General features: G+C 76.9%; 23 protein-coding genes and 1 pseudogene. 11 read left to right on the top strand and 13 right to left on the bottom strand.

Annotation, left to right across the window (positions count from 1 at the left end; all coding sequences use genetic code 11):
* Window positions 1-89 precede the first annotated feature (89 nt).
* From ABT014_RS32560 to ABT014_RS32540, 5 genes are all read right to left on the bottom strand, one after another.
* On the bottom strand, window positions 90-1,274 hold the full coding sequence (locus tag ABT014_RS32560; RefSeq protein WP_350643125.1) for a hypothetical protein: 1,185 nt from the start codon (window positions 1,272-1,274) through the stop codon (window positions 90-92).
* Window positions 1,275-1,287: 13 nt separating this feature from the next.
* On the bottom strand, window positions 1,288-2,997 hold the full coding sequence (locus tag ABT014_RS32555) for a serine/threonine-protein kinase (protein WP_350643123.1): 1,710 nt from the start codon (window positions 2,995-2,997) through the stop codon (window positions 1,288-1,290).
* Window positions 2,998-3,170: 173 nt separating this feature from the next.
* Window positions 3,171-3,461, bottom strand: coding sequence for a dsRBD fold-containing protein (locus ABT014_RS32550; protein WP_350643121.1), 291 nt, complete (start codon window positions 3,459-3,461; stop codon window positions 3,171-3,173).
* Window positions 3,461-3,631 (bottom strand): hypothetical protein, encoded by a 171-nt coding sequence (locus ABT014_RS32545; protein ID WP_350643119.1) that lies wholly within the window; start codon window positions 3,629-3,631, stop codon window positions 3,461-3,463. The genes ABT014_RS32550 and ABT014_RS32545 overlap by 1 nt, the downstream gene beginning before the upstream one ends.
* Window positions 3,632-3,779: 148 nt before the next feature.
* Entirely contained in the window at window positions 3,780-4,289 is a 510-nt protein-coding gene (locus tag ABT014_RS32540) for an HD domain-containing protein (RefSeq protein WP_350643117.1), read from the bottom strand.
* Between the two features lie 99 nt (window positions 4,290-4,388).
* On the opposite strand from ABT014_RS32540, the gene ABT014_RS32535 reads away from it, so the two are divergent.
* On the top strand, window positions 4,389-5,021 hold the full coding sequence (locus ABT014_RS32535; protein WP_350643115.1) for a nucleoside/nucleotide kinase family protein: 633 nt from the start codon (window positions 4,389-4,391) through the stop codon (window positions 5,019-5,021).
* Between the two features lie 33 nt (window positions 5,022-5,054).
* On the opposite strand, the gene ABT014_RS32530 is transcribed toward ABT014_RS32535, so the two are convergent.
* Both ABT014_RS32530 and ABT014_RS32525 read right to left on the bottom strand, forming a co-directional pair.
* Entirely contained in the window at window positions 5,055-5,840 is a 786-nt protein-coding gene (locus ABT014_RS32530) for a DNA-formamidopyrimidine glycosylase family protein (RefSeq protein ID WP_350643113.1), read from the bottom strand.
* A 30-nt stretch (window positions 5,841-5,870) separates the two neighbouring features.
* A complete protein-coding gene (locus ABT014_RS32525) occupies window positions 5,871-7,346 on the bottom strand; it encodes a bifunctional phosphatase PAP2/diacylglycerol kinase family protein (protein ID WP_350643111.1) in 1,476 nt (491 codons plus the stop codon).
* A 144-nt stretch (window positions 7,347-7,490) separates the two neighbouring features.
* Between ABT014_RS32525 and ABT014_RS32520 the strand changes: the two genes are divergently transcribed.
* Window positions 7,491-8,570 (top strand): NAD-dependent epimerase/dehydratase family protein, encoded by a 1,080-nt coding sequence (locus ABT014_RS32520; RefSeq protein ID WP_350643109.1) that lies wholly within the window; start codon window positions 7,491-7,493, stop codon window positions 8,568-8,570.
* A gap of 57 nt (window positions 8,571-8,627) precedes the next feature.
* On the opposite strand, the gene ABT014_RS32515 is transcribed toward ABT014_RS32520, so the two are convergent.
* From ABT014_RS32515 to ABT014_RS32500, 4 genes are all read right to left on the bottom strand, one after another.
* The gene (locus tag ABT014_RS32515; protein ID WP_350643107.1) at window positions 8,628-9,029 is read right to left on the bottom strand and encodes a VOC family protein; all 402 of its coding nucleotides are present in this window, start codon (window positions 9,027-9,029) and stop codon (window positions 8,628-8,630) included.
* Window positions 9,026-9,547, bottom strand: coding sequence for a cupin domain-containing protein (locus ABT014_RS32510; RefSeq protein WP_502895140.1), 522 nt, complete (start codon window positions 9,545-9,547; stop codon window positions 9,026-9,028). Before ABT014_RS32510 ends, ABT014_RS32515 begins: the two co-directional genes overlap by 4 nt.
* 89 nt (window positions 9,548-9,636) lie before the next feature.
* A complete protein-coding gene (locus ABT014_RS32505) occupies window positions 9,637-11,022 on the bottom strand; it encodes a HAMP domain-containing sensor histidine kinase (RefSeq protein ID WP_350643104.1) in 1,386 nt (461 codons plus the stop codon).
* Complete coding sequence (locus tag ABT014_RS32500) at window positions 11,019-11,756, bottom strand: response regulator transcription factor (protein ID WP_350643103.1); 738 nt, start codon at window positions 11,754-11,756, stop codon at window positions 11,019-11,021. The genes ABT014_RS32505 and ABT014_RS32500 overlap by 4 nt, the downstream gene beginning before the upstream one ends.
* A gap of 36 nt (window positions 11,757-11,792) precedes the next feature.
* Between ABT014_RS32500 and ABT014_RS32495 the strand changes: the two genes are divergently transcribed.
* The 6 genes from ABT014_RS32495 (at window position 11,793) to ABT014_RS32470 (ending at window position 17,432) form a co-directional block, all read left to right on the top strand.
* Window positions 11,793-12,395, top strand: a complete 603-nt coding sequence (locus ABT014_RS32495; protein WP_350643102.1) for a hypothetical protein — start codon at window positions 11,793-11,795, stop codon at window positions 12,393-12,395.
* A gap of 341 nt (window positions 12,396-12,736) precedes the next feature.
* Entirely contained in the window at window positions 12,737-13,582 is an 846-nt protein-coding gene (locus tag ABT014_RS32490) for a CAP domain-containing protein (RefSeq protein WP_350643100.1), read from the top strand.
* Window positions 13,583-13,649: 67 nt separating this feature from the next.
* On the top strand, window positions 13,650-14,357 hold the full coding sequence (locus ABT014_RS32485) for a thioredoxin family protein (protein WP_350643098.1): 708 nt from the start codon (window positions 13,650-13,652) through the stop codon (window positions 14,355-14,357).
* Window positions 14,354-14,890 (top strand): hypothetical protein, encoded by a 537-nt coding sequence (locus ABT014_RS32480; RefSeq protein WP_350643097.1) that lies wholly within the window; start codon window positions 14,354-14,356, stop codon window positions 14,888-14,890. Before ABT014_RS32485 ends, ABT014_RS32480 begins: the two co-directional genes overlap by 4 nt.
* Window positions 14,891-14,985: 95 nt before the next feature.
* The gene (locus ABT014_RS32475; RefSeq protein ID WP_350643096.1) at window positions 14,986-15,753 is read left to right on the top strand and encodes a cytochrome c biogenesis CcdA family protein; all 768 of its coding nucleotides are present in this window, start codon (window positions 14,986-14,988) and stop codon (window positions 15,751-15,753) included.
* A 116-nt stretch (window positions 15,754-15,869) separates the two neighbouring features.
* A complete protein-coding gene (locus tag ABT014_RS32470; protein ID WP_350643095.1) occupies window positions 15,870-17,432 on the top strand; it encodes a S8 family serine peptidase in 1,563 nt (520 codons plus the stop codon).
* Between the two features lie 40 nt (window positions 17,433-17,472).
* On the opposite strand, the gene ABT014_RS32465 is transcribed toward ABT014_RS32470, so the two are convergent.
* Both ABT014_RS32465 and ABT014_RS32460 read right to left on the bottom strand, forming a co-directional pair.
* On the bottom strand, window positions 17,473-18,630 hold the full coding sequence (locus ABT014_RS32465; RefSeq protein ID WP_350643093.1) for a sensor histidine kinase: 1,158 nt from the start codon (window positions 18,628-18,630) through the stop codon (window positions 17,473-17,475).
* Window positions 18,631-18,636: 6 nt separating this feature from the next.
* Window positions 18,637-19,347 (bottom strand): response regulator transcription factor, encoded by a 711-nt coding sequence (locus ABT014_RS32460; RefSeq protein ID WP_350643091.1) that lies wholly within the window; start codon window positions 19,345-19,347, stop codon window positions 18,637-18,639.
* A 127-nt stretch (window positions 19,348-19,474) separates the two neighbouring features.
* Here ABT014_RS32460 and ABT014_RS32455 point away from each other — a divergent pair.
* The 3 genes and pseudogenes from ABT014_RS32455 to ABT014_RS32445 all read left to right on the top strand — a co-directional run.
* A pseudogene (locus tag ABT014_RS32455) lies at window positions 19,475-20,152 on the top strand (glycosyltransferase family 2 protein); the annotation flags it as partial.
* Window positions 20,126-20,809, top strand: coding sequence for a TIGR04282 family arsenosugar biosynthesis glycosyltransferase (locus tag ABT014_RS32450; RefSeq protein WP_350643127.1), 684 nt, complete (start codon window positions 20,126-20,128; stop codon window positions 20,807-20,809). The pseudogene ABT014_RS32455 and the gene ABT014_RS32450, both read left to right, overlap by 27 nt.
* Complete coding sequence (locus ABT014_RS32445; protein ID WP_350643089.1) at window positions 20,806-21,486, top strand: methyltransferase domain-containing protein; 681 nt, start codon at window positions 20,806-20,808, stop codon at window positions 21,484-21,486. The genes ABT014_RS32450 and ABT014_RS32445 overlap by 4 nt, the downstream gene beginning before the upstream one ends.
* Window positions 21,487-21,622: the final 136 nt, after the last annotated feature.

Raw genomic sequence — 21,622 nt, 5'->3', positions numbered from 1 at the left:
CGGGGGGCCCGCCGGCCGCCCCCCCCGGGGGGGGGGGGGCGGGGCCCCCCCCCCCCCCCGGGGGGGGGGGGGGGCCCCCCGGCGGCGGGTCAGCCGCAGGCGTAGCTGAAGGAGGCGGCGGCCGTGCGGGCGGCCGGCGAGAGGACCTCCAGGGTGGCGGTGGCGTCCATGCTGCCCTGACCGTGGAAGGACCAGCGCAGCACCACCTCGGTGCTGTGGTGGCCGCGCGGCACGTGCTGGGTGAGCTCGCCCGAGTCGGTGCCGTCGCTGCGCAGCCAGCGGTAGGTGACCGTGCCGCCACCGCCGTGGGTCTCCAGGACGCCGGTGACCGCCTGGGTGCCGTCGCAGGCGACCGCGGCCGGCTCGGTCCGTACCGAGACGGCGTCGACCACCACCGGGCGGCCGTAGCGCTGCCAGGCGAGGTAGCCGAGGACGGCGAGCAGGATCAGGAGCGGGATCAGCAGCCAGCGGCGGCGGCGCTTGCGGGGCGGCTCGGCCATCGGGGGCTGGGCGGTGCCGTGCCAGACGGCGGCCGCCTGCGGGGGCACGCCCGGACCGAAACGGCGCAGGCCGTCGGGCGGGGTCGGACCGGCCGGATCGGGCTCGGCGGGGCCCGCGACGGCCGGAGCGGCCACGGCCCCGGCGGCCGCGGCCCCGGCGGCGATCGCGAGCCTCGGGTCGGCGGGCTGCGGGGTGGTGCGCTCGGCGGCGGCGGTGGGCCAGGCCTCGGGGTCGAGGAAGGTCGCGCTGCCGGCCGGCACCTCCGCCATCCGGACGGTCCGGGCCTCGGCGCCGGCCACCGGGGTGTTCGGGGGCAGCCGGACCGTGGATTCGGCGTCCGGGCCCGGCTTGAGCTGCACAGTGGCGTCCGGCCCGGCTGCGGGGGCCTTGGGCGGCAGGCGCACGGTGGACTCCGCGTCGGGGCCGACGGTCAGCTGCACCGTGGCGTCCGGCCGGACCGGGGCCTTCGGGGGCAGCCGGACGGTCGACTCCGGGTCCGGGCCGACCGTCAGCTGCACCGTGCCCTCAGGACCGGCCGGGGCGGCCGGAGCGGCCGACGGCTTCGGGGACAGCCGCACGGTCGATTCGGCGACCGGTTCCACCGTCAACTGCACCGTGGAGTCGGGCGCCACCGGGGCGGCAGCGGGCTCCGCCGGGACGGCAGGAGCTACCGGTTCGGCGGGCCCGGCCTGATCGGCGGCGGCGGGCTTGGATCGCCGCACCGGGCCGAGCTCGAAGGCCGGGGCGGCGTCGGACGGGGGTGGGGTGGTCATGCCGGTCCTGCTCTCAGCGGGGCGGGTTGCAGTTGAAGGAGTACAGGGTCACCGGGGCCGCGCCCTTGCCGCGCGGCGCCGCGGGCGTGGTGGACACCCGGGCGGTCAGGGTCGAGGAGGCGCCGAAGGCCTGCGTGGAGGAGAACGCGACGCTCTTCTGACCGGCCGGCAGCGGCGCCGAGGTGGTGCCGAGCACCCGCCCGGTGCTGTCCGTCCAGGTGACGGTGACGGTGCCGCCGCCGCTGCCGTTGGTGCTGACGGTGCCGTCGGCCCTGGCCGCGTACAGGCCGCTGCACTTGGCGCCCATCGTCGTCGAGAACACCTGCACCGGCGCCACCGTGATGGTCGGCGTGGGCGTGGGCGAGGACGGCGGTGGCGGCGGGGCCGAGGAGGGCGGCGGCGCGCTGGTGGGCTTGGTCGGGGGCGCGCTCGGGGTCGGCTTCCCGCTGGACGTCGGCGGGACGGCGAGGGTTGACGAGGCCGACGCGGACGCGGAGGGGCTCGCGGACGCGGAGGGGCTCGCCGAGGCGGAGGGCGACGCGGACTCGCTGGCGGGGGCCGAGGGCCCCGGGTCGCCGGACGGCGCCGCGCCGAGCGTGGTGGTCGCCCGGGGAGCGGCGGCGAGTTCGGTGGTACCGGCCGCACCGGGGGCGCCCGCGATGGCCACGCCCGCCATGGTGCCGGCCACCAGGACCACGCCGGTGGCCGCGCTCGCCAGCTTGGCCCGCCGCCCGAACCGCACCGGCGCGGACGTCGGTCCGCCGGTCGTCGGCGGCGCCAGCGTGGTGGAGGCGAACGAGGTGCTGCCGGCCGCCTGCGCGCCGCCGAACGGCAGCAGCAGCGGCAGCAGGGCGACCAGCGCGGCGAGCCGGCGACGCCCGCGCTCCTCCCAGTCACTCCCGTACGCGGCGCCGGCCACCTGCTCCAGCTGCTCGACCAGCAGGGCGGCACCGCCCGGACGCTCCTGCGGCGTCTTGGCCAGGCCCGCGCGGATCAGCGGCCGCAGCGCCTCGGGCGCCCGGTCGTCGGGGATCTGGGCCTCGGTGTGCTGGACCGCCAGCTCCATCAGCGTGGTGCCGTCGTACGGCTTGGCGCCGGTGAGGCACTCGTAGAAGGTCGCGGTGGCGGCGTACACGTCGGTGGCCGGGGCGGCGGGCTCGCCGGCCCACTGCTCGGGCGCCATGTACGCGGGGGTGCCGGCGATCGCGCCACTGTCGCCGCTGCGCACGGCGATGCCGAAGTCGACCAGCTTGGAGGAGCCGTCGGCGGCGACCAGGACGTTGGCGGGCTTGTAGTCGCGGTGCACCACGCCGGCCGCGTGCGCGGCGGCCAGGCCGAGCAGCGAGCCCTTGAGCACGGTCAGCGCCGCCTCGGGCTCGGTGGCGCCCTCGGCGCGCAGCAGGTCGCGCAGCGAGATGCCGTCGACCAGCTCCATCACGATGGCGGGGCCGTGCGGGCTCTCCACGTACTCGTAGAGCTGGGCGATGTGCGGGGAGCGCAGTGCGCCGAGCAGTTCGGCCTCGGCGCGGAAGCCGCGGTGGTCGGCGCTGGAGCCGGACAGGTACTTGATCGCGACGGGCGTGCCGGTGGCGCGGTGGTGGGCGAGCACCACCCGGCCGGCGGCGCCGGCCCCGAGTTCGCGGACGTGGTCGTAGTCCGGGAGTTCCCAGCGCCGGTCCTGCTCCGAGCCGGCCGGGCCGGTCCCGCCTATCGCCTCGTCCACCCTGGCCACCCCCGGGAGCTCCGTCCGCACGGGCTGCGGACACCGAGGGTGACGCAGCCGCAGGCCGGTGGGTTCCGGCCCGCGGGCGATGATAGGTCACGATTCCGGTGCTTCGTGTACCTCTCCGCAGGGCGAGCGGCCCGCTCGGCTTCTGCGGGGCGGATGCTTCGTGGTCACTCTCCGTCGCGGCGGCGGGCGGATTCGGACGCTTCCGCGGCCACCGAGCCGGCCTGCACCAGCCGGTGGCCGAGGTCCAGCAGGGCGCGGCCGACGGCGAGCTCGTCCCCGATCACGGGGACGGCGGGGTCGTGCGCGCTGCGGTGCGCCTCGGCGTCGGCCTCCAGCAGGCTGCTCCCGGTGTCCAGGACGGCATGCGCCCTGGTGTGGTCACCGTCCTCGGTGACCCGCAGCCGGACCTGCCAGTCGGCGGTGTGCGGCGGGCGCGCGGCCGCGCCGCCCTCCATCACCGGGGGCCGCCTTCCGGCGCGTCCTCGACCGGGTCGCCCTCGGCCGCGGCCATCTCCTGGGCGTGGGCGGTCTGGTAGGAGGTGATGCCCTCCTCCGGGTCGACGGCGCGGATGTCCTCCGTGTCGCGCTCGGCCTTGCCGTTCAACCTGTCGTGCATCTCGGACATCGCCGGCTCCCGGGGTCGGATCCTGGGCGACCGGGGGCCGTGCCGCCGTGCCGGCGGGCGCGACCGGCCCGGGCGCGCTGCTGCCTCCAGCCTGCGCCTGCCCGCCCGACCGGGCCAACGCTGGGCGGGTCGACCGGGGAGGGTCCGGTCAGGCGGGCGGCAGCTCGGCGAGCAGGTCCGGGTTGACCGCTGCGACGACGGTGCGCACGTCCTCGAGGGCGACGGCCGGCCAGAGGATCAGCCGGGCGGCGCGGTAGCGGGCGGCGAGGCGCTCGCGATCGGCGTCGGGCAGCTGCGCCGAGCGGTCCGGCCGGGAGTTGTGCGCATTGTCGGCGATCTTGATCAGGGTGGCGCCCTGGTCGGTGACCAGGGCGCGCAGCATCTCCTGGTAGTCGACGCCGGGTTCCCGGGTGACCCGGCGGACGGTGGCCACCACCGCGGCGGGCACCCCGGCGCGCAGCAGGTCCTCGGCGGTCAGCGGGGTGTCCTCCAGGACGTCGTGCAGCAGCGCGGCCATCTGCAGGCCGACCCCGAACGGGGCGACGCCCGCCGCGACCGCCCGGACGTGCGCGACGTACGGCGCACCGCCCTTGTCCAGCTGTCCGGCGTGCGCGTCGGCCGCCAGTCGGTCGACGTCGGCAAGGCTGAGCGTGGTCACGGCACTCCCCCGGCTGGCGGGCTGCGGTCGGTTCCCGCGCAATATAGCCGGATCGCCGGTCGGGGAGGAGGTCAGGGTGCGGTCGGGCAGGATGTCAGGGTGCAGGTGACACCGATCTCCCCCGAGCGGCTGGCCGAGCTGCTGGCCGACCGCATCGCCGCGCTGCCCGCCGAGGACGGCAGGCGGTTGCGGGTCGCGGTCGACGGCGCGCCGGCCGCGCGGCCCGGTGCGCTGGCGGACGCCCTGGCCGAGCCGCTCCGGTTGCTCGGGCGCCCGGTGCTGCGGGTTTCGGCGGCCGATTTCCTGCGCCCGGCCTCGATCCGGCTGGAGTACGGGCGGCAGGACCCGGACGCGTACCACGACCTCTGGCTGGACGACCGGGCGCTGCTGCGCGAGGTGCTGGACCCGCTGGAGCCGGGCGCCGGCGGGCGGGTGCTGCCCACGCTGTGGGACGCGGCGCAGGACCGGGCCACCCGGGCCCCGTACGTCGAGCTGCCGCCGCGCGGCGTGCTGGTGCTGGACGGCGCGCTGCTGCTGGGGCGGTGGCTGCCGTTCGACCTGGCGGTGCACCTGGCGATGGGGGATGCGGCGCTGGCCCGGCACACCCCGGCCGAGGAGCGCTGGACGCTGCCCGCGTTCGCCCGCTACCGGGCCGAGACCGACCCGGCCGAACTGGCCGATCTCACCGTCCGGGTGGACGACCCGCGCCACCCGGCGCTGGTGGAGCGCTGAGCACTCGCCCCATCGGCCGCCCGGCCGGCCGCGTCACGGCGTAGGACCGCGCTGGCAGTACGGGCACCAGGTCGCCGGGCGGTCCTGGGCGTGCGGCGCGCCGCGCAGTCGGGTGCCGCAGCGGTTGCAGGCGCGCCGGGCCCGGCCGTACACCCAGTGCTGGCGGCCGGGCCGGGTGTCGCCGGTGGTGATGTGGCCGTGGCGCAGCTTGTTGGCGTCCAGCAGCTGGTGCGCCCGGGCGAGCAGGCGGTCGAGGTCGGGCAGGGCGCCGACCGGGGTCCAGGGTGTGACGCCGGCCAGGAAGCAGAGTTCGTTGGCGTAGACGTTGCCGATGCCGGCCAGGTTGTGCTGGTCGAGCAGGGCCTCGCCGAGCGGGCGGTCGGGGTCCGCGAGCAGGCGGCGGCGGGCCTCGGCGGCGTCCCAGTCGGGGCCGAGCAGGTCGGGGCCGAGGTGGCCGACCGCCCGGTGCTCCTCGGCGGTGCGCAGCAGTTGGACCACCGGCAGGCGGTAGCCGACGGCGGTGTGCTGCTCGTTGCCGAGCACGGCCCGGATCTGGAAGGCGGGGCCGCCGTGCCAGCGCTCGCCGGTGCGGTAGACCGCCCAACGGCCGTCCATCCGCAGGTGGGTGTGGAGGGTGAGGCCGCCCTCGATCCGGGTGAGCAGGTGCTTGCCGCGCGGCACCACCTCCAGCACCTGCCGGCCGGTGAGGTCGGCGGTGGCGTGCGCGGGCACCCGCAGGTCGGCGGCGGTCAGCAGCCGGCCGGCCAGCGCCGCGTGCAGTTCGGCGGTGGCGCGGTAGACGGAGTCTCCTTCGGGCACCCGTCCATCATCCTCCGGTCCGGGACCCGGTCACGGGACGGCCGGGGCCTGCGGGCGGTAGACGGTCAGCGCGCGGGGCGCCTTGTGCAGCAGCAGCCGGTCGGGGGCGTCGACCACCTCGCCGTCCACGCTGAAGTGCGCCACGCCGCGAAGGTCCGTCAGGTCCAGCGCGGAGAGCCGGACCTCGTGGTAGACCCGGGAGCTGCCGAGGGTGCCCAGCAGGAAGGCGGCGATCAGCCGGGTGCGGGCGAACGGCGAGGTGCCGTCGACGGCGCGGATGTCGAGCTTGCCGTCGTCCAGGCTGCTGCGGTGGCTGGGGGCGAAGCCGGGCGGGTCGTACGGGCCGTTGCCGGCGAACAGCAGCCAGAGCCGGCGGGGCACCCCGGAGACGCTGAGCGCCATCGGCTCGGCGGTGCGCAGCACCCGGATCAGGGCGAGGCCGAGGGCCGGCCACTTGCCGAGCCGGTGCTCGTGCCGCTCGCGCATCCGGACCAGGTCGGGGTAGACGCCGATGCTGAAGGTGTTGAGGAACGGGCGGTCGGTGTCGCCGCCGCTGGCCCGGCCGAGGTCGACGCCGGCCGCGCTGCCGGCCTCCACGGCCTCGGCGGTGGACCGCAGGTCGTGGCTGCCGAGGTCGACGGCGAAGTGGTTGAGGGTGCCGCCGGGGAAGACCGCGAGCGGCAGGCCGGCCCCGACGGCGGTGGTGGCGGCCAGGTTGACGGTGCCGTCGCCGCCGCAGACGCCGAGGGCGCCGCCGGCCCGGGTGGCCTCGGCCGCGGCCTGCGCCATCAGCTCGGCGAGGTCGTCCTCGGGGCCGCAGAGCCGCAGGTCGGCCTCGGGCAGCAGCTTGCGCAGCTGCGCGAGGGTGGTCTCGGGGTCGTCGGCGCCGGCGCTCGGGTTGACCACCACGCTCAGCCCGCGGCCGCCCGGCAGGGCGGGTGCCTCGATGCCGGGCGGGGCGGCGGTGGCGGGCCGCATCGCGCGCGGCGGCCACCAGCGCAGGGTGAGTGCGGCCAGGCCGGCGCCGAGCGCCGCGCCGGCCAGTACGTCGCCGGGGTAGTGGACGCCGACGTAGACCCGGGAGGCCATCACGCCGGCGGCGACCGGCGCCACCGCCAGGCCGAGCAGCGGGGACTCGATCGCGACCGCGGTGGCGAACGCCGCGGCCGAGGCGGAGTGGCCGGAGGGGAAGGAGGTGGTCCGCGGCTGGACCAGCAGCCGGCGGACGGCCGGGACCTGGTCGATGACCGGGCGCGGGCGCCGGCTGGCGCCCTTGGCCAGCACGTTGGCGGTGAGCGAGGCGAGGGCGAGCGCGCCGGCGCCGCGCAGCGCGGCGCGGCGGGCGGTCCGGTGGCCGGTGGCGGCCAGCACGGCGGCGGTGCCGAGCCAGAGCACGCCGTGGTCGGCGGCTCTGGTCAGCCGGGGCAGCACCGGGTGGGCGCCGCGCAGCCGGCTCAGCGCGACGCGGTTGAACAGCCTGCGGTCGAGATCGTTGATCGCTCGCATCCCCCGAGCCTACGGGACCGCGGCGCGGCGGGGCGCGGCGGGCGGTACGGCGGCTCCCCGGGAGCACCGGGCCGGGCCTTACGGAGTTCTGACGGTGCGGCGGGGGCGCGGCCCGGCGGCGCGCGGGGGCTCTAGCGTCGGGGCATGGAGATTCTGCTCACCGGCGGTGCCGGGTTCATCGGGTCGGCGATCGCGGCGCGGCTGGCGGCCGCCGGGCACCGGGTGCGGGTGCTGGACGCGCTGCTGCCGGCCGTCCACCCGGACGGCCGGGTGCCCGAGCTGCCGGCGGATGTGGAGTTCCACCACGGTGACGTCCGGGACGGTGCGGTGGTGGCGGCGGCGCTGCGGGGCGTGGACGCGGTCTGCCACCAGGCCGCGATGGTGGGGCTCGGGCTGGATCTGGCGGACGCGCCCGAGTACGTGGGCTGCAACGACCTGGGCACGGCGGTGCTGCTGTCGGCGATGGCCGGGGCCGGGGTGCGCAACCTGGTGCTGGCGGGGTCGATGGTGGTCTACGGGGAGGGGCGCTACCTGTGCGCGGAGCACGGCGTGGTGGCGCCGGGGCCCCGGCTGGTCGCCGACCTGGACGCGGGCCGGTTCGAGCCGCCCTGTCCGCGGTGCGGGGCGCCGCTGGCACCGGGGCTGGTCACCGAGGACGCGGCGCCGGACCCGCGGAACGTGTACGCCGTCACCAAGCTGTCCCAGGAGCTGCTGGCCGGCGCCTGGGCCCGGGCCTGCGGGGGCCGGGTGCTGACGCTGCGCTACCACAACGTGTACGGGCCGGGGATGCCGCGCGACACCCCGTACGCGGGGGTGGCCTCGCTGTTCCGCTCGGCGCTGGCCCGGGGCGAGGCGCCGCTGGTCCTGGAGGACGGCGGCCAGCGGCGGGACTTCGTGCACGTGGCGGACGTGGCCGCGGCGAACCTGGCCGCGCTGACGGCGGTGGCCGGCCGCCCGGCGGGCAGCGCGCGGGCGTACAACGTGGGCAGCGGCGAGGTGCACACGGTGGGCGGGATGGCCCGGGCGCTGGCGGCGGCGTACGGCGGCCCGGAGCCGGTGGTCTGCGGGCAGTACCGGCTGGGGGACGTGCGGCACGTGACGGCCGACTCGACCCGGCTGCGCACCGAGCTGGACTGGCGGCCGAAGGTCGGGTTCGCGGCGGGGATGGCCGAGTTCGCGACCGCGCCGCTGCGGGGCGCGGGCGGGGCGCTCGGCGTGGGCTGACCTCCGCCCGACTCCGGTCACCCTAGGCAACCCCGCGGCCGCCCCCGCCGCCCCGGCTCAGGGCTGCCAGGTGCGTGAGCAGAGCACCAGGCGGTAGCCGTCCGGATCGGCGACCGTCACGCCGTGCTCGTCCCAGTACGGGTTGTGGGCCGCCGTACGGGTGCCGCCGTGGGCGACCAGCCGCTCCACCAGCGCCGGCTCGACCGGAGCGCCGAGGTAGACGACGAACAGGTCGTCCACCGTCGGGGTGGGATCCAGCGGGCGCTCCGGGTCGCGGGTGAGCTCGAAGTGCCAGGCCCCGCCGGGCGGGCCGACCATCAGCAGGTCGTGCTCGCCCGGCACCCGCTCGGTGGTGCGCCACAGCACGCGCAGCCCGAGGCCGTCGACGTAGAAGCGTTCGGCGGCGGCCAGGTCGCGCGAGGGGCGGGCCACCCGGACCGGCGCGGCGGGATCGATCACGCGGACGCCTCCAGGGCGGCCCGCCACACCGGGCTGTCGACGTAGTGGTTGTCGAACCGCTCGGCGGACTCGGCGATCTCCTTCGGGTCCGCCTCCCCACGCATCACCCGGCCCAGCAGCCGCAGGTAGTCGAAGCGGGCCATGCCCGGGGTGAACACGAAGAGCACGTCGGCCTCGCAGCCGGGAGCGGCCGCGAAGGCGTGCGGCGTGTGCGGCGGGACGGCCAGGAAGTCGCCCTCGTGCAGCACGGTCACCTCCTCGCCGAGCAGCACCTGCAGCGAGCCCCCGAGCACGAAGAACAGCTCCCAGGCCCGGGTGTGGAAGTGCGCGGGTGCGCCGACCGCGTCCTTGGCGAAGCTCGACCGGTAGCTGGTGAAGGCGCCGCCGGTGCCGTCCGAGTCGGCCAGCAGCGACATCACGCTGCTCGGGTCGGCGCAGGTCTCGGCGTCGCCCTTCCGGGTGAGCACGGGCTGAGCGGGCGCTGCGGACGAGGTCTCGGGGTGTTCCGTGGTCTTCATGATCATGACTCTAACGGGCCGGACGGACCGCCGCACAGGACAATCGGACCGTCAGTTCTTGTGCCAATCACGGAAGTCGGGCTTCCGGTTCAGTCGCGCGCGGCCCTCGGGGTACGGCGCCGGCGGCGACCGCTGCCGGTCTCGGCGGATGCCAGGCCGAGGGTCAGGATGATCCGGGCGCCGCCGAGCGGGCCGCGGTCGATCCGCAGGGCGCCGCCGGTGGCGGTGGTGGCACGGCGGGCGATGTCCAGGCCGAGCCCGGTGGATCCGCTGCTGGTGCCGCGGGCCAGCGCACCGTCCGGGTCGGAGATGCCGGGGCCGGCGTCCTCGACCGTGACCAGCACGCTCTGCGCGGTGCGGGCGACCCGGACGGCGAAGGCGGTGCCCGGCGGGGTGTGCCGGAAGACGTTGCCGAGCAGCGAGTCGACCACCGCCGTCAGGTCGTCCGCCGAGAGGTCCACCGGGGTGGCCTCGCAGGTGACCTCCAGCTCGCAGGAGCGGTCCTGCGCGGCGGCCAGCGCGGCCCAGAACCCGGCCCGGTGGCGGATCGCGTCGGCCGCCTCGGTCCGCTGCCGCGGCACCGAGGCAGGGACCGGCGTCCGCTCGGGCGCCGGGTCGAAGGCCCGGCCCATCGGGCCGGTGGCGAGCGGGGTGCGGGCCGCGGTGATGATCGAGTCGAGCTCCTCCTCCAGCTGCGCGACGGCCGTGGTGAGCCGTTCGGCGTCCGGCCCCGGCGCCATCCGGTCGGTGGCCAGGTGCAGCGCGGTGAGCGGGGTGCGCAGCCGGTGCGAGAGGTCGGCGACCAGCTCCCGTTCGGTGGCCAGCAGCCGGACCATCCGGTCCGCCATCGCGTTGAACGCCTGCCCGGCGGCCCGCAGTTCGGGTGGCCCGAGCGGCTCCACCCTGGTCTCCAGGTCGCCGGCGCCCAGCGCGTGCGAGGCCCGCGACAGGGTCCGCGAGGAGCGCACCACCTGGGCGCCCAGCCGGTCCGCGACCAGCACCGAGCCGGCGATCAGGCCGACCGCGAGGACGGACATCACCGCCCAGGAGGCGGCCACGCCCCGGCTGAGGTCGGCCTCGGGTACGAAGTCCTCGACCACGGCGGTGCGGTCGCCGGCCAGCACCACGGGCTGGAGGTAGAGCCAGCCGCCGGGGACGTCCTGGGCGATCGACTCGCCCTGGCCGGCGGCCCGGGCGAGCAGGTCGGCGGGGGCGTGGCCGGCGCCGATCAGCCGTCCGTCAGGCAGGTGCACCCCGAGCCCGTCGCCCGGGTCGAGGCCGGAGACGGCCTGGCCGAGGTCGGCGGCGTCGGTGGTGAGCGCGAGCACCGGGGCCAGCGCGGCGGCGCGCTGCTGGGCCGCGGTGGTGCTCTGCTGGCGGGCCTGCGCGGAGACCAGCACGCCGAGCGGGATCAGGAAGGCCAGCGCCACCATCGAGGTGACGGCCAGCGCCACGCCCGCGAGCGAGCGTCTCACCGGGGGGTCACCAGTTTGATCCCGACCCCGCGCACCGTCTGCAGATACCGGGGCCGGGCGCCGCGCTCGCCCAGCTTGCGGCGCAGCGCGGACAGGTGGACGTCGATGGTCTGGTCGTCGACGTACGGCTCGCGCCACACCTCCAGCAGGATCTGCCGCTTGGGGACGACCTGGTCGGCGTACCGGGCGAGGTAGGCGAGCAGGTCGAACTCGCGCCGGGTGAGCTGGAGTTCGGCCCCGTCGAGGTGGGCCACCCGGCCGCGCGGGTCGATCTCCAGGCCACCGACCGTGATCCGGGCCGGCGGCGCGTCCGAGGAGGAGGAGGAGGAGGCGGTGGCCGTGCCGGGGGCGCCGGCGGGGAAGCCGGAGGCGCCGGCGGAGCGGCGCAGCACGGCGCCCAGCCGGGCCGCCAGCTGGCCGCCGGAGAACGGTTTCACCAGGTAGTCGTCGGCGCCGGCGTCGAGCAGCGCGATGATCTCCGCGTCGTCGTCACGGGCGGTGGCCACCACCACGGGCACCTGGGAGATCCCGCGGATCATGCGCAGCGCGTCGGCGCCGTCCAGGTCGGGCAGGCCCAGGTCGAGGACGATCGCGTCCAGGTGCGCCTGGGTCACCTCGCGCAGAGCGCCGAATCCGTCGGCCGCGCTGCGCACGACGTGGCCGTGCGCGGTGAGCAGGGCGATCAGTTCGGCGCGTATGCCGGGTTCGTCTTCGACGACAAGGACGCTTGCCATGCGGGACACCGTAGCGGATCAGGGATGATGTGCTCCGTGCCCCGTCTCGTCCGTCCCCTGCTGCTCTGGCTGCTCTGCACGGCCTTCGCCGTGACGGCGGTCTTCCTGTCGATCGGTTTCGTGATCGACTCCACCACGGACGTGCCGCCGACCGTGCACGCGGGGTCGGCGCAGCTCGACGGGTCTCCGCCGGGGTCCTCGGCGGTGGGGTCCGCCGAGTCGGGTGCGCCGGGCGGGCCGACCTCGGCCGCGCCCAGCCCCTCGGCGTCCGCCTCGCCGCCGGCCGGCGCCACCGCCGGTGCCACGACCGGCCGGACACCCGGCCCGACGGCGTCCGCCTCCCGTTCCAAAGCCGCCCCGGCGCCGGCCGGCACCCCGGGCGGGGACCGGACCGGGGGCTGCCCGGGCGGCCCCGGGGTGTACACGGTGAAGTCGACCGGCGGGCAGGTGTCGGTGCGGTACGGGGAGAGCGCCGTCTGCCTGATCTCCGCGCTGCCGGCGCCGGGCTTCACCACGCAGACCTCGCAGGGCGACGCCCGCACCCTCCAGGTCGTCTTCACCAGCGCCGACCACCGCTCGCAGATCACCTCGACGGTCACCCCGCGGGCCCAGTCCTCGGTCCGCGAGAGCGCGCTCTGAGCCACCCGCCCGCCGGGCCGCGCGGCCGGGCGGACGCCGCCGGCGAAGCGGAGGATGCGGGCTTCCTTAGCCGAGTCTAAAGATCGGCGCGGACCGGTTCCGGACCGCTTCGACCTGCCTATGCTCGCTGTCGCAGGCACGTTCCGGACCGCCCGTCAGGGCAAGCGCAGACCCGGGCGTCCCGCCGTACGGATCGCCTCGCGAGCGGCGTACGGGCCTGCCTTCCGCAGACCGGGCACCACCTCGACGGGGGCCCGGCCGGTACGGAAGTTCCCGCCCCGGCGGCCGCGGCACGCGGCCTGCCGTCCGGGGCCTGGTTCCCGACCCGAAGGTACGCCCCCATGAGCTCTCCTCAGCGCGCCCTGCCGCGCCCCAGCCCCGCCCGGTCGCACCGGTCCCCGCGCCGGTCGGCCCGCCTGCCGCGGGCGGTCGTGGCGGGGGTGCTGGTGCTCGCCGCCGGCAGCCTGGCGGTCGCGGTCGCCGAACGGCCGGACGGCAGCGGCGGTGCGGCGGCCGAACTCGCCGCCGCACCGACCGCCGTACCGGCATCCGCCGCCGCGAGCGGCGCCCCCTCCGCCGGAGGGATCGACCCGAGCGGGCCGGCCGCCGATCCGGCCGCCACCGGCGGGGCGAGCACCGCGGCGCAGCCCGCCCCGGCGGCGCCGTCCTCCCCCGTGGCCGCCGCCACCTCCGCGACGGCCGCCGCACCCGCCGCCTCGAAGCGGGCGACCGCGGCGCAGCCGGCCGCGGCTGCCGCCCCCGCCGACGGGGACGCCGTCCAGCAGGTCCTGGCGGTGATCAACAAGGCGCGCGCCGACCAGGGGCTGACCGCCTACACCCTGACGACGGGACTCACCGGGAGCGCGACCGCGCACAGCCAGGTGATGTCGGGCGGCTGCGGGCTGTCCCACCAGTGCGCCGGCGAGGCCGCGCTCGGTGCGCGGGAGAACGCGGCCGGCGTCCGCTGGGGCGCCGCCGGCGAGAACATCGGCACCGGCGGCCCGGTCGCCGCCGGCTCCGCGAGCGCCGCCATGGCCGTCCGGCTGACCCAGGACATGCTCGCCGAGCGCCCGCCGGACGACGGCCACCGGCGCAACATCCTGAGCCCGAAGTTCACCCACGTCGGCATCGCGGTCCTGCGCGACGGCTCCGGCGCGGTCTGGCTCACCCAGGACTTCTCCGACTGACCACCGGGGCCCCGCCCCGACCGACCTCCGTCTCCCGTCCGACCCTCCGCATCCCGAAGGAACCACCGTGCGTCGCTCCCCCGCCCTGCTGATCGCGCTCTCCGTCGCCACCGCCGCCGGTCTGACGGCCTGCGGCCCGGCCGACCCCGGCACCGAGGCGACCTCCTCCGCGGTTGCCGCCGCCGCCGAGGCCCCCGCCCTGCCGGAGCCGATCAACATCGTCACCGCGCCCCCGGAGACGGCCACGCCGTCCGCCACACCGTCCAGCGCGCCGCCCGCCGCCCCGAGTTCGGCACGTCCCTCGGCGAGCAGCCCGGCGGCGGGCGCGAAGGCGTCCGCGTCCGCAGCCCCGAAGGCGGGTGGCGCGGCGGCCCCGGCGGCCAACCCGACCTCGTTCGGTTACTCGGCGACCGCCGATTCACCGGCCGCGGTGGCCGCCGCGCTCAAGCAGGCGAAGGCGGACGGGCGCAACGTGCTGCTCGACTTCGGCGCCTCCTGGTGCGGCAACTGCAAGGCGCTGGACAAGGTCCTCGGGGACGCCAAGGTGCAGGGCGCGCTCAACTCCTCGTACCACTTCGTGCAGATCGACATCGGTGACCACAGCACCACCAACTTCAACCTGCTGCGCACCTACGACTCGCAGGGCAGCTACAAGATGCCGGTGCTGATCGTGGTCACGCCGGACGGGAAGGTGCGCACGGACACCAACACCGGCGCGCTGCCCGCGCTGACCGCCTCGGGCTTCACCGGCTTCCTGAAGCAGTGGGCCGCGTGAGCGCCCGGCGGCGCACCGGCGCCGCCGCGCTGGCGGCGCTGGGCGTGCTGGCGGCCGGCTGCTCCTCGGCGCCGGCGGCAGCCGGATCGCCCACGGTCCGCTTCGACGACAGCGGGGTGACCGTCACCCTCACCGCGCACGACTGGAGCGCGGCCGGCGGCACGCTGGACCTCGATCTCGCCCCCGACGAGAGCGGGTTCCACCTCTACAGCACCGACCTGCCGGCGGACGGGGTCGACGGGGTGGGCCGGCCGACCGCGGTCCGGGTCGACGGCGTGCTCGCCGCGCCGGAGCCGCTCGCCGTCCGGGCCGAGGTCCGCCGGATCACCCTGGCCGGGTCGGACACCCCCGTGCCGGTCTACCCGGACGGCCCGGTGCACGCCACCTTGAAGCTGCGCGCCTCCGGGCGGGGCAGCGCGACCGTGTACGTCAGCTACGCGGCGTGCGGCGAGGCGAAGGGCTGTCTGATGCCCGTGCTGGACCATCCGGTGGTCCTGACGGTCGACGGTCCCGGGGTCAGCGCCGCCGGCTGACCGGCCCGGGGCGCGGGGACGGTCCGGGGCTCCGCCCGCCGTCCCCGCGCACTTTTGAATCCCCCCGCACGCCCTCGACCACTCGCGGAGACCTCGTGAACACCGCCCTGCTCGCCTTCGACGGCAGCGCCACCCTGACCCGGGGCAGTCTGCTGCTGGCCGTGCCCGTCGCCCTCGCCGGCGGGCTGGTCTCCTTCTTCTCGCCCTGCGTGCTGCCGCTGGTGCCCGGCTACCTCAGCTACGTCACCGGCTTCTCCGCCGCCGACCTGGCCGACGCCACCGACCGGCGCCGGGGCCGGATGCTGGTCGGCTCGCTGCTGTTCGTGCTGGGCTTCACCGCCGTGTTCGTCTCCGGCGGCGCGCTGTTCGGCTACTTCGGCGCGACCCTGCTGGACCACCGGCGGATCATCACCACCGTCCTGGGCGCGGTGACCGTCCTGATGGGCCTGGCGTTCCTGGGGCTGCTGCCGGGGCTCTCGCAACGGGAGCTGCGCACCCACCGCCGGCCCGCGGTCGGGCTGGCCGGGGCCCCGCTGCTCGGCTTCGTGTTCGGCATCGGCTGGACGCCCTGCATCGGCCCGACCCTCGCCGCCGTGCAGGGCCTGGCGTGGAGCCAGGCGAGCGCGGGCCGGGGCGCGCTGCTGATGGCGGTCTACTGCCTGGGGCTCGGCCTGCCCTTCGTGGTGACCGCGCTGGCATTCCGCCGGGCGCTGTCCGCCTTCGGGCGGGTGAAGCGGCACTACGTGTGGGTGATGCGACTCGGTGGCGCGATGCTGGTCGGGGTCGGCCTCCTGCTGGTCACCGGGGTGTGGGACGACCTGGTCTCCCGGCTCCAGGAGTGGACCTCCGGAGCGGTCGCCTGACCGCCGGACCACCCCCTTGTCAGCGACCTCACGATACGTCAGTCTGTGGACAGCGCAAGCTCGTTCACGTCAGCTGACACCGGGTGCGGAGCGCTCGGCGGAAGGGGGCCGTCCGGATGGGACGCCTTCGGCACCGGTGCACCGCGGCCGCACTCGCCGCCACGGTGACCCTCCTGCTCGGCGTGGCGGGCGCGGCACCCGCCGCCGCGACGGCGCCGCCCGAGGCCGCGGTGCACGGGGCCGGGGCGCCCGGCAGCATCCCGGGCAGCTACCTGGTGATCCTCAAACCGGCCGCGGTGAAGGCGAGTCGGGAGCGCGGAGCGGCACTGGCCGGGAAGTTCGGCGGCACCCTGCGGCAGACCTACACGGCGGCACTGGACGGCTACGCGATCGAACTCACCGAGCGCGCGGCCAGGCAGCTCGCCGCCGACCCGGCCGTCGCCGAGGTGGTGCAGAACCGGCGGGTGCGGGCCGACACCACCCGGACCAACCCGCCGTCCTGGGGCCTGGACCGGATCGACCAGCGCCGGCCGCCGCTCGACTTCCGGTACACCTACCAGAACGGCGGCGGCGCCGGTGTGACCGCGTACATCATCGACACCGGCGTGCTGATCAGCCATCAGGAGTTCGGCGGCCGGGCCTCGTACGGCTACGACGCGATCGACGGCGACACCGAGGCCGACGACGGCTACGGGCACGGCACCCATGTGGCGGCGACCGTCGCCGGTGCAAGCTTCGGGGTGGCCGACAAGGCGCGGATCGTCTCGGTCCGGGTGCTCGACGACGCCGGCTACGGCACCACCGAGCAGGTGGTGGCGGGGATCGACTGGGTGACCCGCAACGCGCACAGGCCCGCCGTCGCCAACCTGAGCCTGGGCGGCGATCCGGACGACGCGCTCGACACCGCCGTGCGCAACTCGATCGCCTCGGGGATCACCTACGTCGCCGCGGCCGGCAACGACGGCGCCGACGCCTCGGGCCACTCCCCCGCCCGGGTGCCCACCGCGATCACCGTAGGCGCCACCGACCGCACCGACACCCGGGCCGACTTCTCCAACTACGGCCCGCTGGTCGACCTGTTCGCCCCGGGCGTGAACATCCCCTCGGCGTACTTCTGGGACGACCAGGACACCGCCACCCTCTCCGGCACCTCGATGGCCGCCCCGCACGTGACCGGCGCCGTCGCGCTCTACCTGGCCGACCACCCGACCGCCACCCCCGCCCAGGTGTCCGCCGCCCTGGTCGCCGACGCCACCGGCGGCGTCGTGACCGATCCGGGCACCGGTACACCGAACCGGCTGCTGCACTCCGGCGCCGCGCCCGCCGTCCCGCCCGGGCCGCGGTTCGAGAACACCACGGACCTGCCGGTGCCGGACGAGGCCACCGTCGAGTCGCCGATCACCGTCACCGGGGTCCCGGGCCGCGCCCCGGCCGCGCTGGAGGTGGAGGTGGACATCAAGCACCCGTGGATCGGCAACCTGCGGGTCGAGCTGCGCGCCTCGAGCGGCCGCTCCTACCTGCTCCGGGACTTCGACGAGGACGACTGGAGCACCGACCTGGGCCGGGTGTTCACCGTGAACGCCTCGGCCGAGACCGCCACCGGCCGCTGGCGGCTGCGGGTCACCGACGAGACCCTCGGCGCCACCGGGTACCTCGACCGCTGGGCGCTCCAGTTCTGACGCCCGTCCTCGGCGCCCCGGCCGGCGACAGCCTCCGGGCTCAGCCCGCGACGGCGGCCGCGGGCAGCGCGATCTCGAAGCAGCAACCGCCGGTGACGTTGCGGACGCTGGCCCGGCCCGCGTGGGCCTCCACGATGCCGCGCACGATCGCCAGCCCCAGGCCCGCCCCGGTGTCGCCGTGGTGCGGGCCGCTCGCGCCGGCCCCGGCCGCCCTCGGGGTGCGGGCGCTGCCGCCGCGCCAGCCGGTCTCGAAGACCCGCGGCAGGTCGGGCTCCGGGATGCCGCCGCAGCCGTCGGTGACCGAGACCAGCACCTCGTCCGCCTCCCGGCGGGCGGCGACCGCCACCACGCCGTCCGCGGGGGTCGAACGGATCGCGTTCACCAGCAGGTTGGCCAGCACCCGGGTGATCTCCCGGCCGTCCACCCGGACCGGCTCGGCGGCCACCAGACCGCCCTCCAACCGCACCCCGCGCTCCCTGGCCAGCGGATCGGCACCGGCGATGGCGTCGCCGACCAGGTCGTAGACCGAGACCCGGGTGGGCGTCAGGGCCAGCGCGCCGGCCTGGATCCGGGACAGCTCGAAGAGATCGTCCACCATCCCGGTGAGCCGCTCCACCTCGGCCCGGATCTGCGCCAGGTAGCGGGCCGGGTCGTCGGCGACGCCGTCCTCCAGCGCCTCGGCCATCGCCCGCAGGCCCGCCAGCGGGGTCCGCAGGTCGTGCGAGATCCAGGCGATCAGCTCCCGGCGCGAGTGCTCGAGCGCCTGCTCGCGCTGCCTGGACTCCGCCAGCCTGGCACTGGTGGCCGCCAACTCGGCGCTCAGCGCAGCCAGTTCGGATCCGAGCGGATGGCGCGGCGCGGTGAAGCCGGCGTCGCTGCCGACCGTGCGGGCGGCCTCGGCGAGCGCCCGGCTGCCGGCCACCACCTGGCGGCCGAGCAGGGCGGCGGTGAACAGCGAGACGGCCGCGGCCATCAGGGTCACCGCTATCACCACGCCGAGGTCGTGGTGCGAGAGGAACATCGCCTGGGCGACGGTCAGCGTCCCGGCCGTCATGGCGAGCACCGTCACCGCGGCCACCGTCAGCAGCGAGAGCGCGAGCGAGCGGCGGCGCAGCAGCCGCACCACGGGCCAGCCCAGCAGGCCCGCGCAGCCGGCGCCGGCCCCCGAGAGCAGGGCGATCAGCAGCAGGTCGTTCACGGTGGTTCAGCCCTTCGCCGGGTCGAAGCGGTAGCCGACGCCCCAGACGGTGCTGATCAGCACCGGGGCGGCCGGGTCGTCCTCGATCTTCTCGCGCAACCGGCGGACGTGGACGGTGACGGTGGACTGGTCGCCGAACTCCCAGCCCCAGACCCGCTGCATCAGCTCCTCCCGGCCGAACGCCTTGCCGGGGTGCCGGACCAGGAACGCCAGCAGGTCGAACTCCCGCAGCGTGAGCGCGAGTTCGCGATCGGACCGGTAGGCGCGCCGGGCCTGCTGGTCCAGCCGGAGGTCACCGGCGCTCAGCTGCTCGGCGGCGGGCGCGGCGGCCCTGGCCCGGCGCAGCACGGACTGCACCCGCAGCACCAGCTCGCGCGGGCTGAACGGCTTGGTGACGTAGTCGTCGGCGCCGAGCTCCAGGCCGGCGATGCGGTCGGCCTCCTCGCCCCTGGCGGTGAGCATCACCACCGGCAGGTCGGCGCCGGCCTCGGTGGCGCGCAGCCGCCGGCAGACCTCCAGCCCGTCCAGGCCGGGCAGCATCAGGTCCAGCACCACCAGGTCAGGCCGGTGCTCGGTGGCGCGGGCCAGCGCCTGGAAGCCGTCGGAGGCGCGGTCGACCAGGTAGCCCGCGCGGTGCAGGTAGCCGGAGACGACCTCGGCGACGGTGGGGTCGTCGTCGACCACGAGGACGCGGCCGCAGGAGAGGGACTCGATCACGCTTCGAGGATAGGAGGCCGCCGGACGGCCGCCGCCGGAGCCCACGTCCCGTACGACTTCCGTAAGGAGCCGATGCGGCTTTTGTCCGCATTCCCCTGGGTAGTTTGGCCCGGTGACCAGTCCTTCCCTGACCTTCTCCCGGCCCGCCCCCGCGCCGGTCGACGTGGTGCTGCCCTGCCTCGACGAGGCGGCCGCGCTGCCCTGGGTGCTCGGCCGGATCCCGTCCGGCTGGCGTGCCGTCGTGGTCGACAACGGCTCCTCGGACGGCTCCGCCGAGCTGGCCCGCTCGCTCGGCGCGACCGTGGTGCACGAGCCCCGCCGCGGCTTCGGCGCCGCCTGCCACGCCGGGCTGCTGGCCGCCACCGCCGAGGTGGTCTGCTTCCTGGACTGCGACGGCTCGCTCGATCCGGCCCAGCTCCCCCGGGTGACCGGCCCGTTGCTGGCCGGCGAGGCCGATCTGGTGCTCGGCCGCCGCCGGCCGACCGCGCGCGGCGCCTGGCCGGCGCACGCCCGGCTCGCCAACGCCGAACTGGCCCGCCGGCTGCGGGCCCGCACCGGTGCGCCGCTGCACGACCTCGGCCCGATGCGGGCGGCCCGGCGCGAACGGCTGCTCGCCCTCGGTCTCGGCGACCGGCGCTCCGGCTACCCGCTGGAGATGGTGCTGGCCGCCTCCGCCGCCGGGATGCGGATCGCCGAACGACCGGTGGACTACCTGCCCCGGACCGGCCGGTCCAAGGTCACCGGGACGCTGCGCGGCACCCGCCAGGCCGTCCAGGACATGCGGGCCGTGCTGGCCGCGCCGCCGCCGACCCTGCTGGTGATCGCCAAGGAGCCCGTCCCCGGCCGGGTGAAGACCCGGCTGACGCCCGCGTGCACGCCCGAGCAGGCCGCCGAACTCGCCGAGGCGGCCCTCGCCGACACTCTCGCGACGCTGTCGCAGGTACCGGCCGGCCGGCGGCTGCTGGTGCTGGACGGCGCCCCGGGCCGGTGGCTGCCGCCCGGCTGGGAGGTCGCGGCGCAGTGCGCCGGTGGGCTGGACGCCCGGCTGGCCGCCGCCTTCGCGCTCGCCGACCCGCACGCCCCGGCGCTGCTGGTCGGCATGGACACCCCGCAGCTGGCCGCCGCCACCCTGGCCGAACCGCTCGCCGCGGCCCGCCGGGGCGGGGCGGACGCCTGGTACGGACCCGCGGCGGACGGCGGCTTCTGGGCGCTGGGCCTGGCCCGCCCCGAGCCCGCGCTCGCCCGCCGGCTGCTGCTCGGCGTCGAGATGTCGACCGCGCGGACCGGCGAACGGCTGCTCGCCCGGCTGGCCGCCGAAGGGCTGACCGTGCACCGGCTGCCCGAACTGGTGGACGTGGACACGGTGGACGACGCCGAGCGGGTGGCGGCGCTGGCACCCGGCGGGCGGTTCGCCGCCCGCTGGCAGGCCGTCCGTGCCACGGCGCCGGCGGGCCGCCGATGACCACCGCCACGCTGCCCTGGGCCGAGGACCCGTTCGCCGAGGCGATGCGCACCGGCCGCGGCCCGCTGTGGCTGCGCCGCTCGGACGGCGTCCGGCAGGAGCTGGAGGTCGACCGCTGGTGCGGCCCGGCGACCGGCGCCGACCACAGCCTGCTGCTGCGCTGCCTGGGCCCGGCCGGCCCGGTGCTGGACATCGGCTGCGGGCCCGGCCGGCTGGTCGCCGAACTGCTGGCCCTCGGCATACCGGCGCTCGGGGTCGACATCACCCGGGCCGCCGTCACCCGCACCCAAGGGCTCGGCGCGCTCGCGCTCTGCCGCTCGGTCTTCGACCGGCTCCCCGGTGAGGGCCGCTGGCCCACCGCCCTGCTCGCAGACGGCAACCTCGGCATCGGCGGCGATCCGGACGCGCTGCTGCGCCGGGCCGCCCGCCTGCTCGCCCCGGGCGGGCGGCTGCTCGTCGAGGTCGAGCCCCGGCCGGTGGACGAGCGGGTCACCGTCCGGGTCGAGGGCCCGGACGGCCGGCTCGGCCCGCCCTTCGGCTGGGCCCGACTGGGCGCCGACGCCACCGCACGGCGGGCCGCCCGGGCCGGGTTCACCGAGACCGAGCGCTGGACCTCGCACGGCCGGACCTTCCTCGCACTGCGCAACGCCGCCGCGCGCAACGCCGCCGGGATCTGAACCCGCGCACGCTCACCGGCCGCGGCCCCACCGACCGGCCGTGCGGGGGCGCTCGATCCGGCGCGCCGGGCGAGTTGGCGCGGGCGCTTCCGGGGTGCTTGGATCAGGCATCTTTGGATCATGCGTGCGACCGGGG

The sequence above is a fragment of the Kitasatospora sp. NPDC094015 genome, from assembly GCF_040304075.1.
Lineage (GTDB): Bacteria > Actinomycetota > Actinomycetes > Streptomycetales > Streptomycetaceae > Kitasatospora.
Note: the sequence above shows the minus strand (reverse complement) of the source record. Positions and strands in the feature narration are given on the sequence as shown.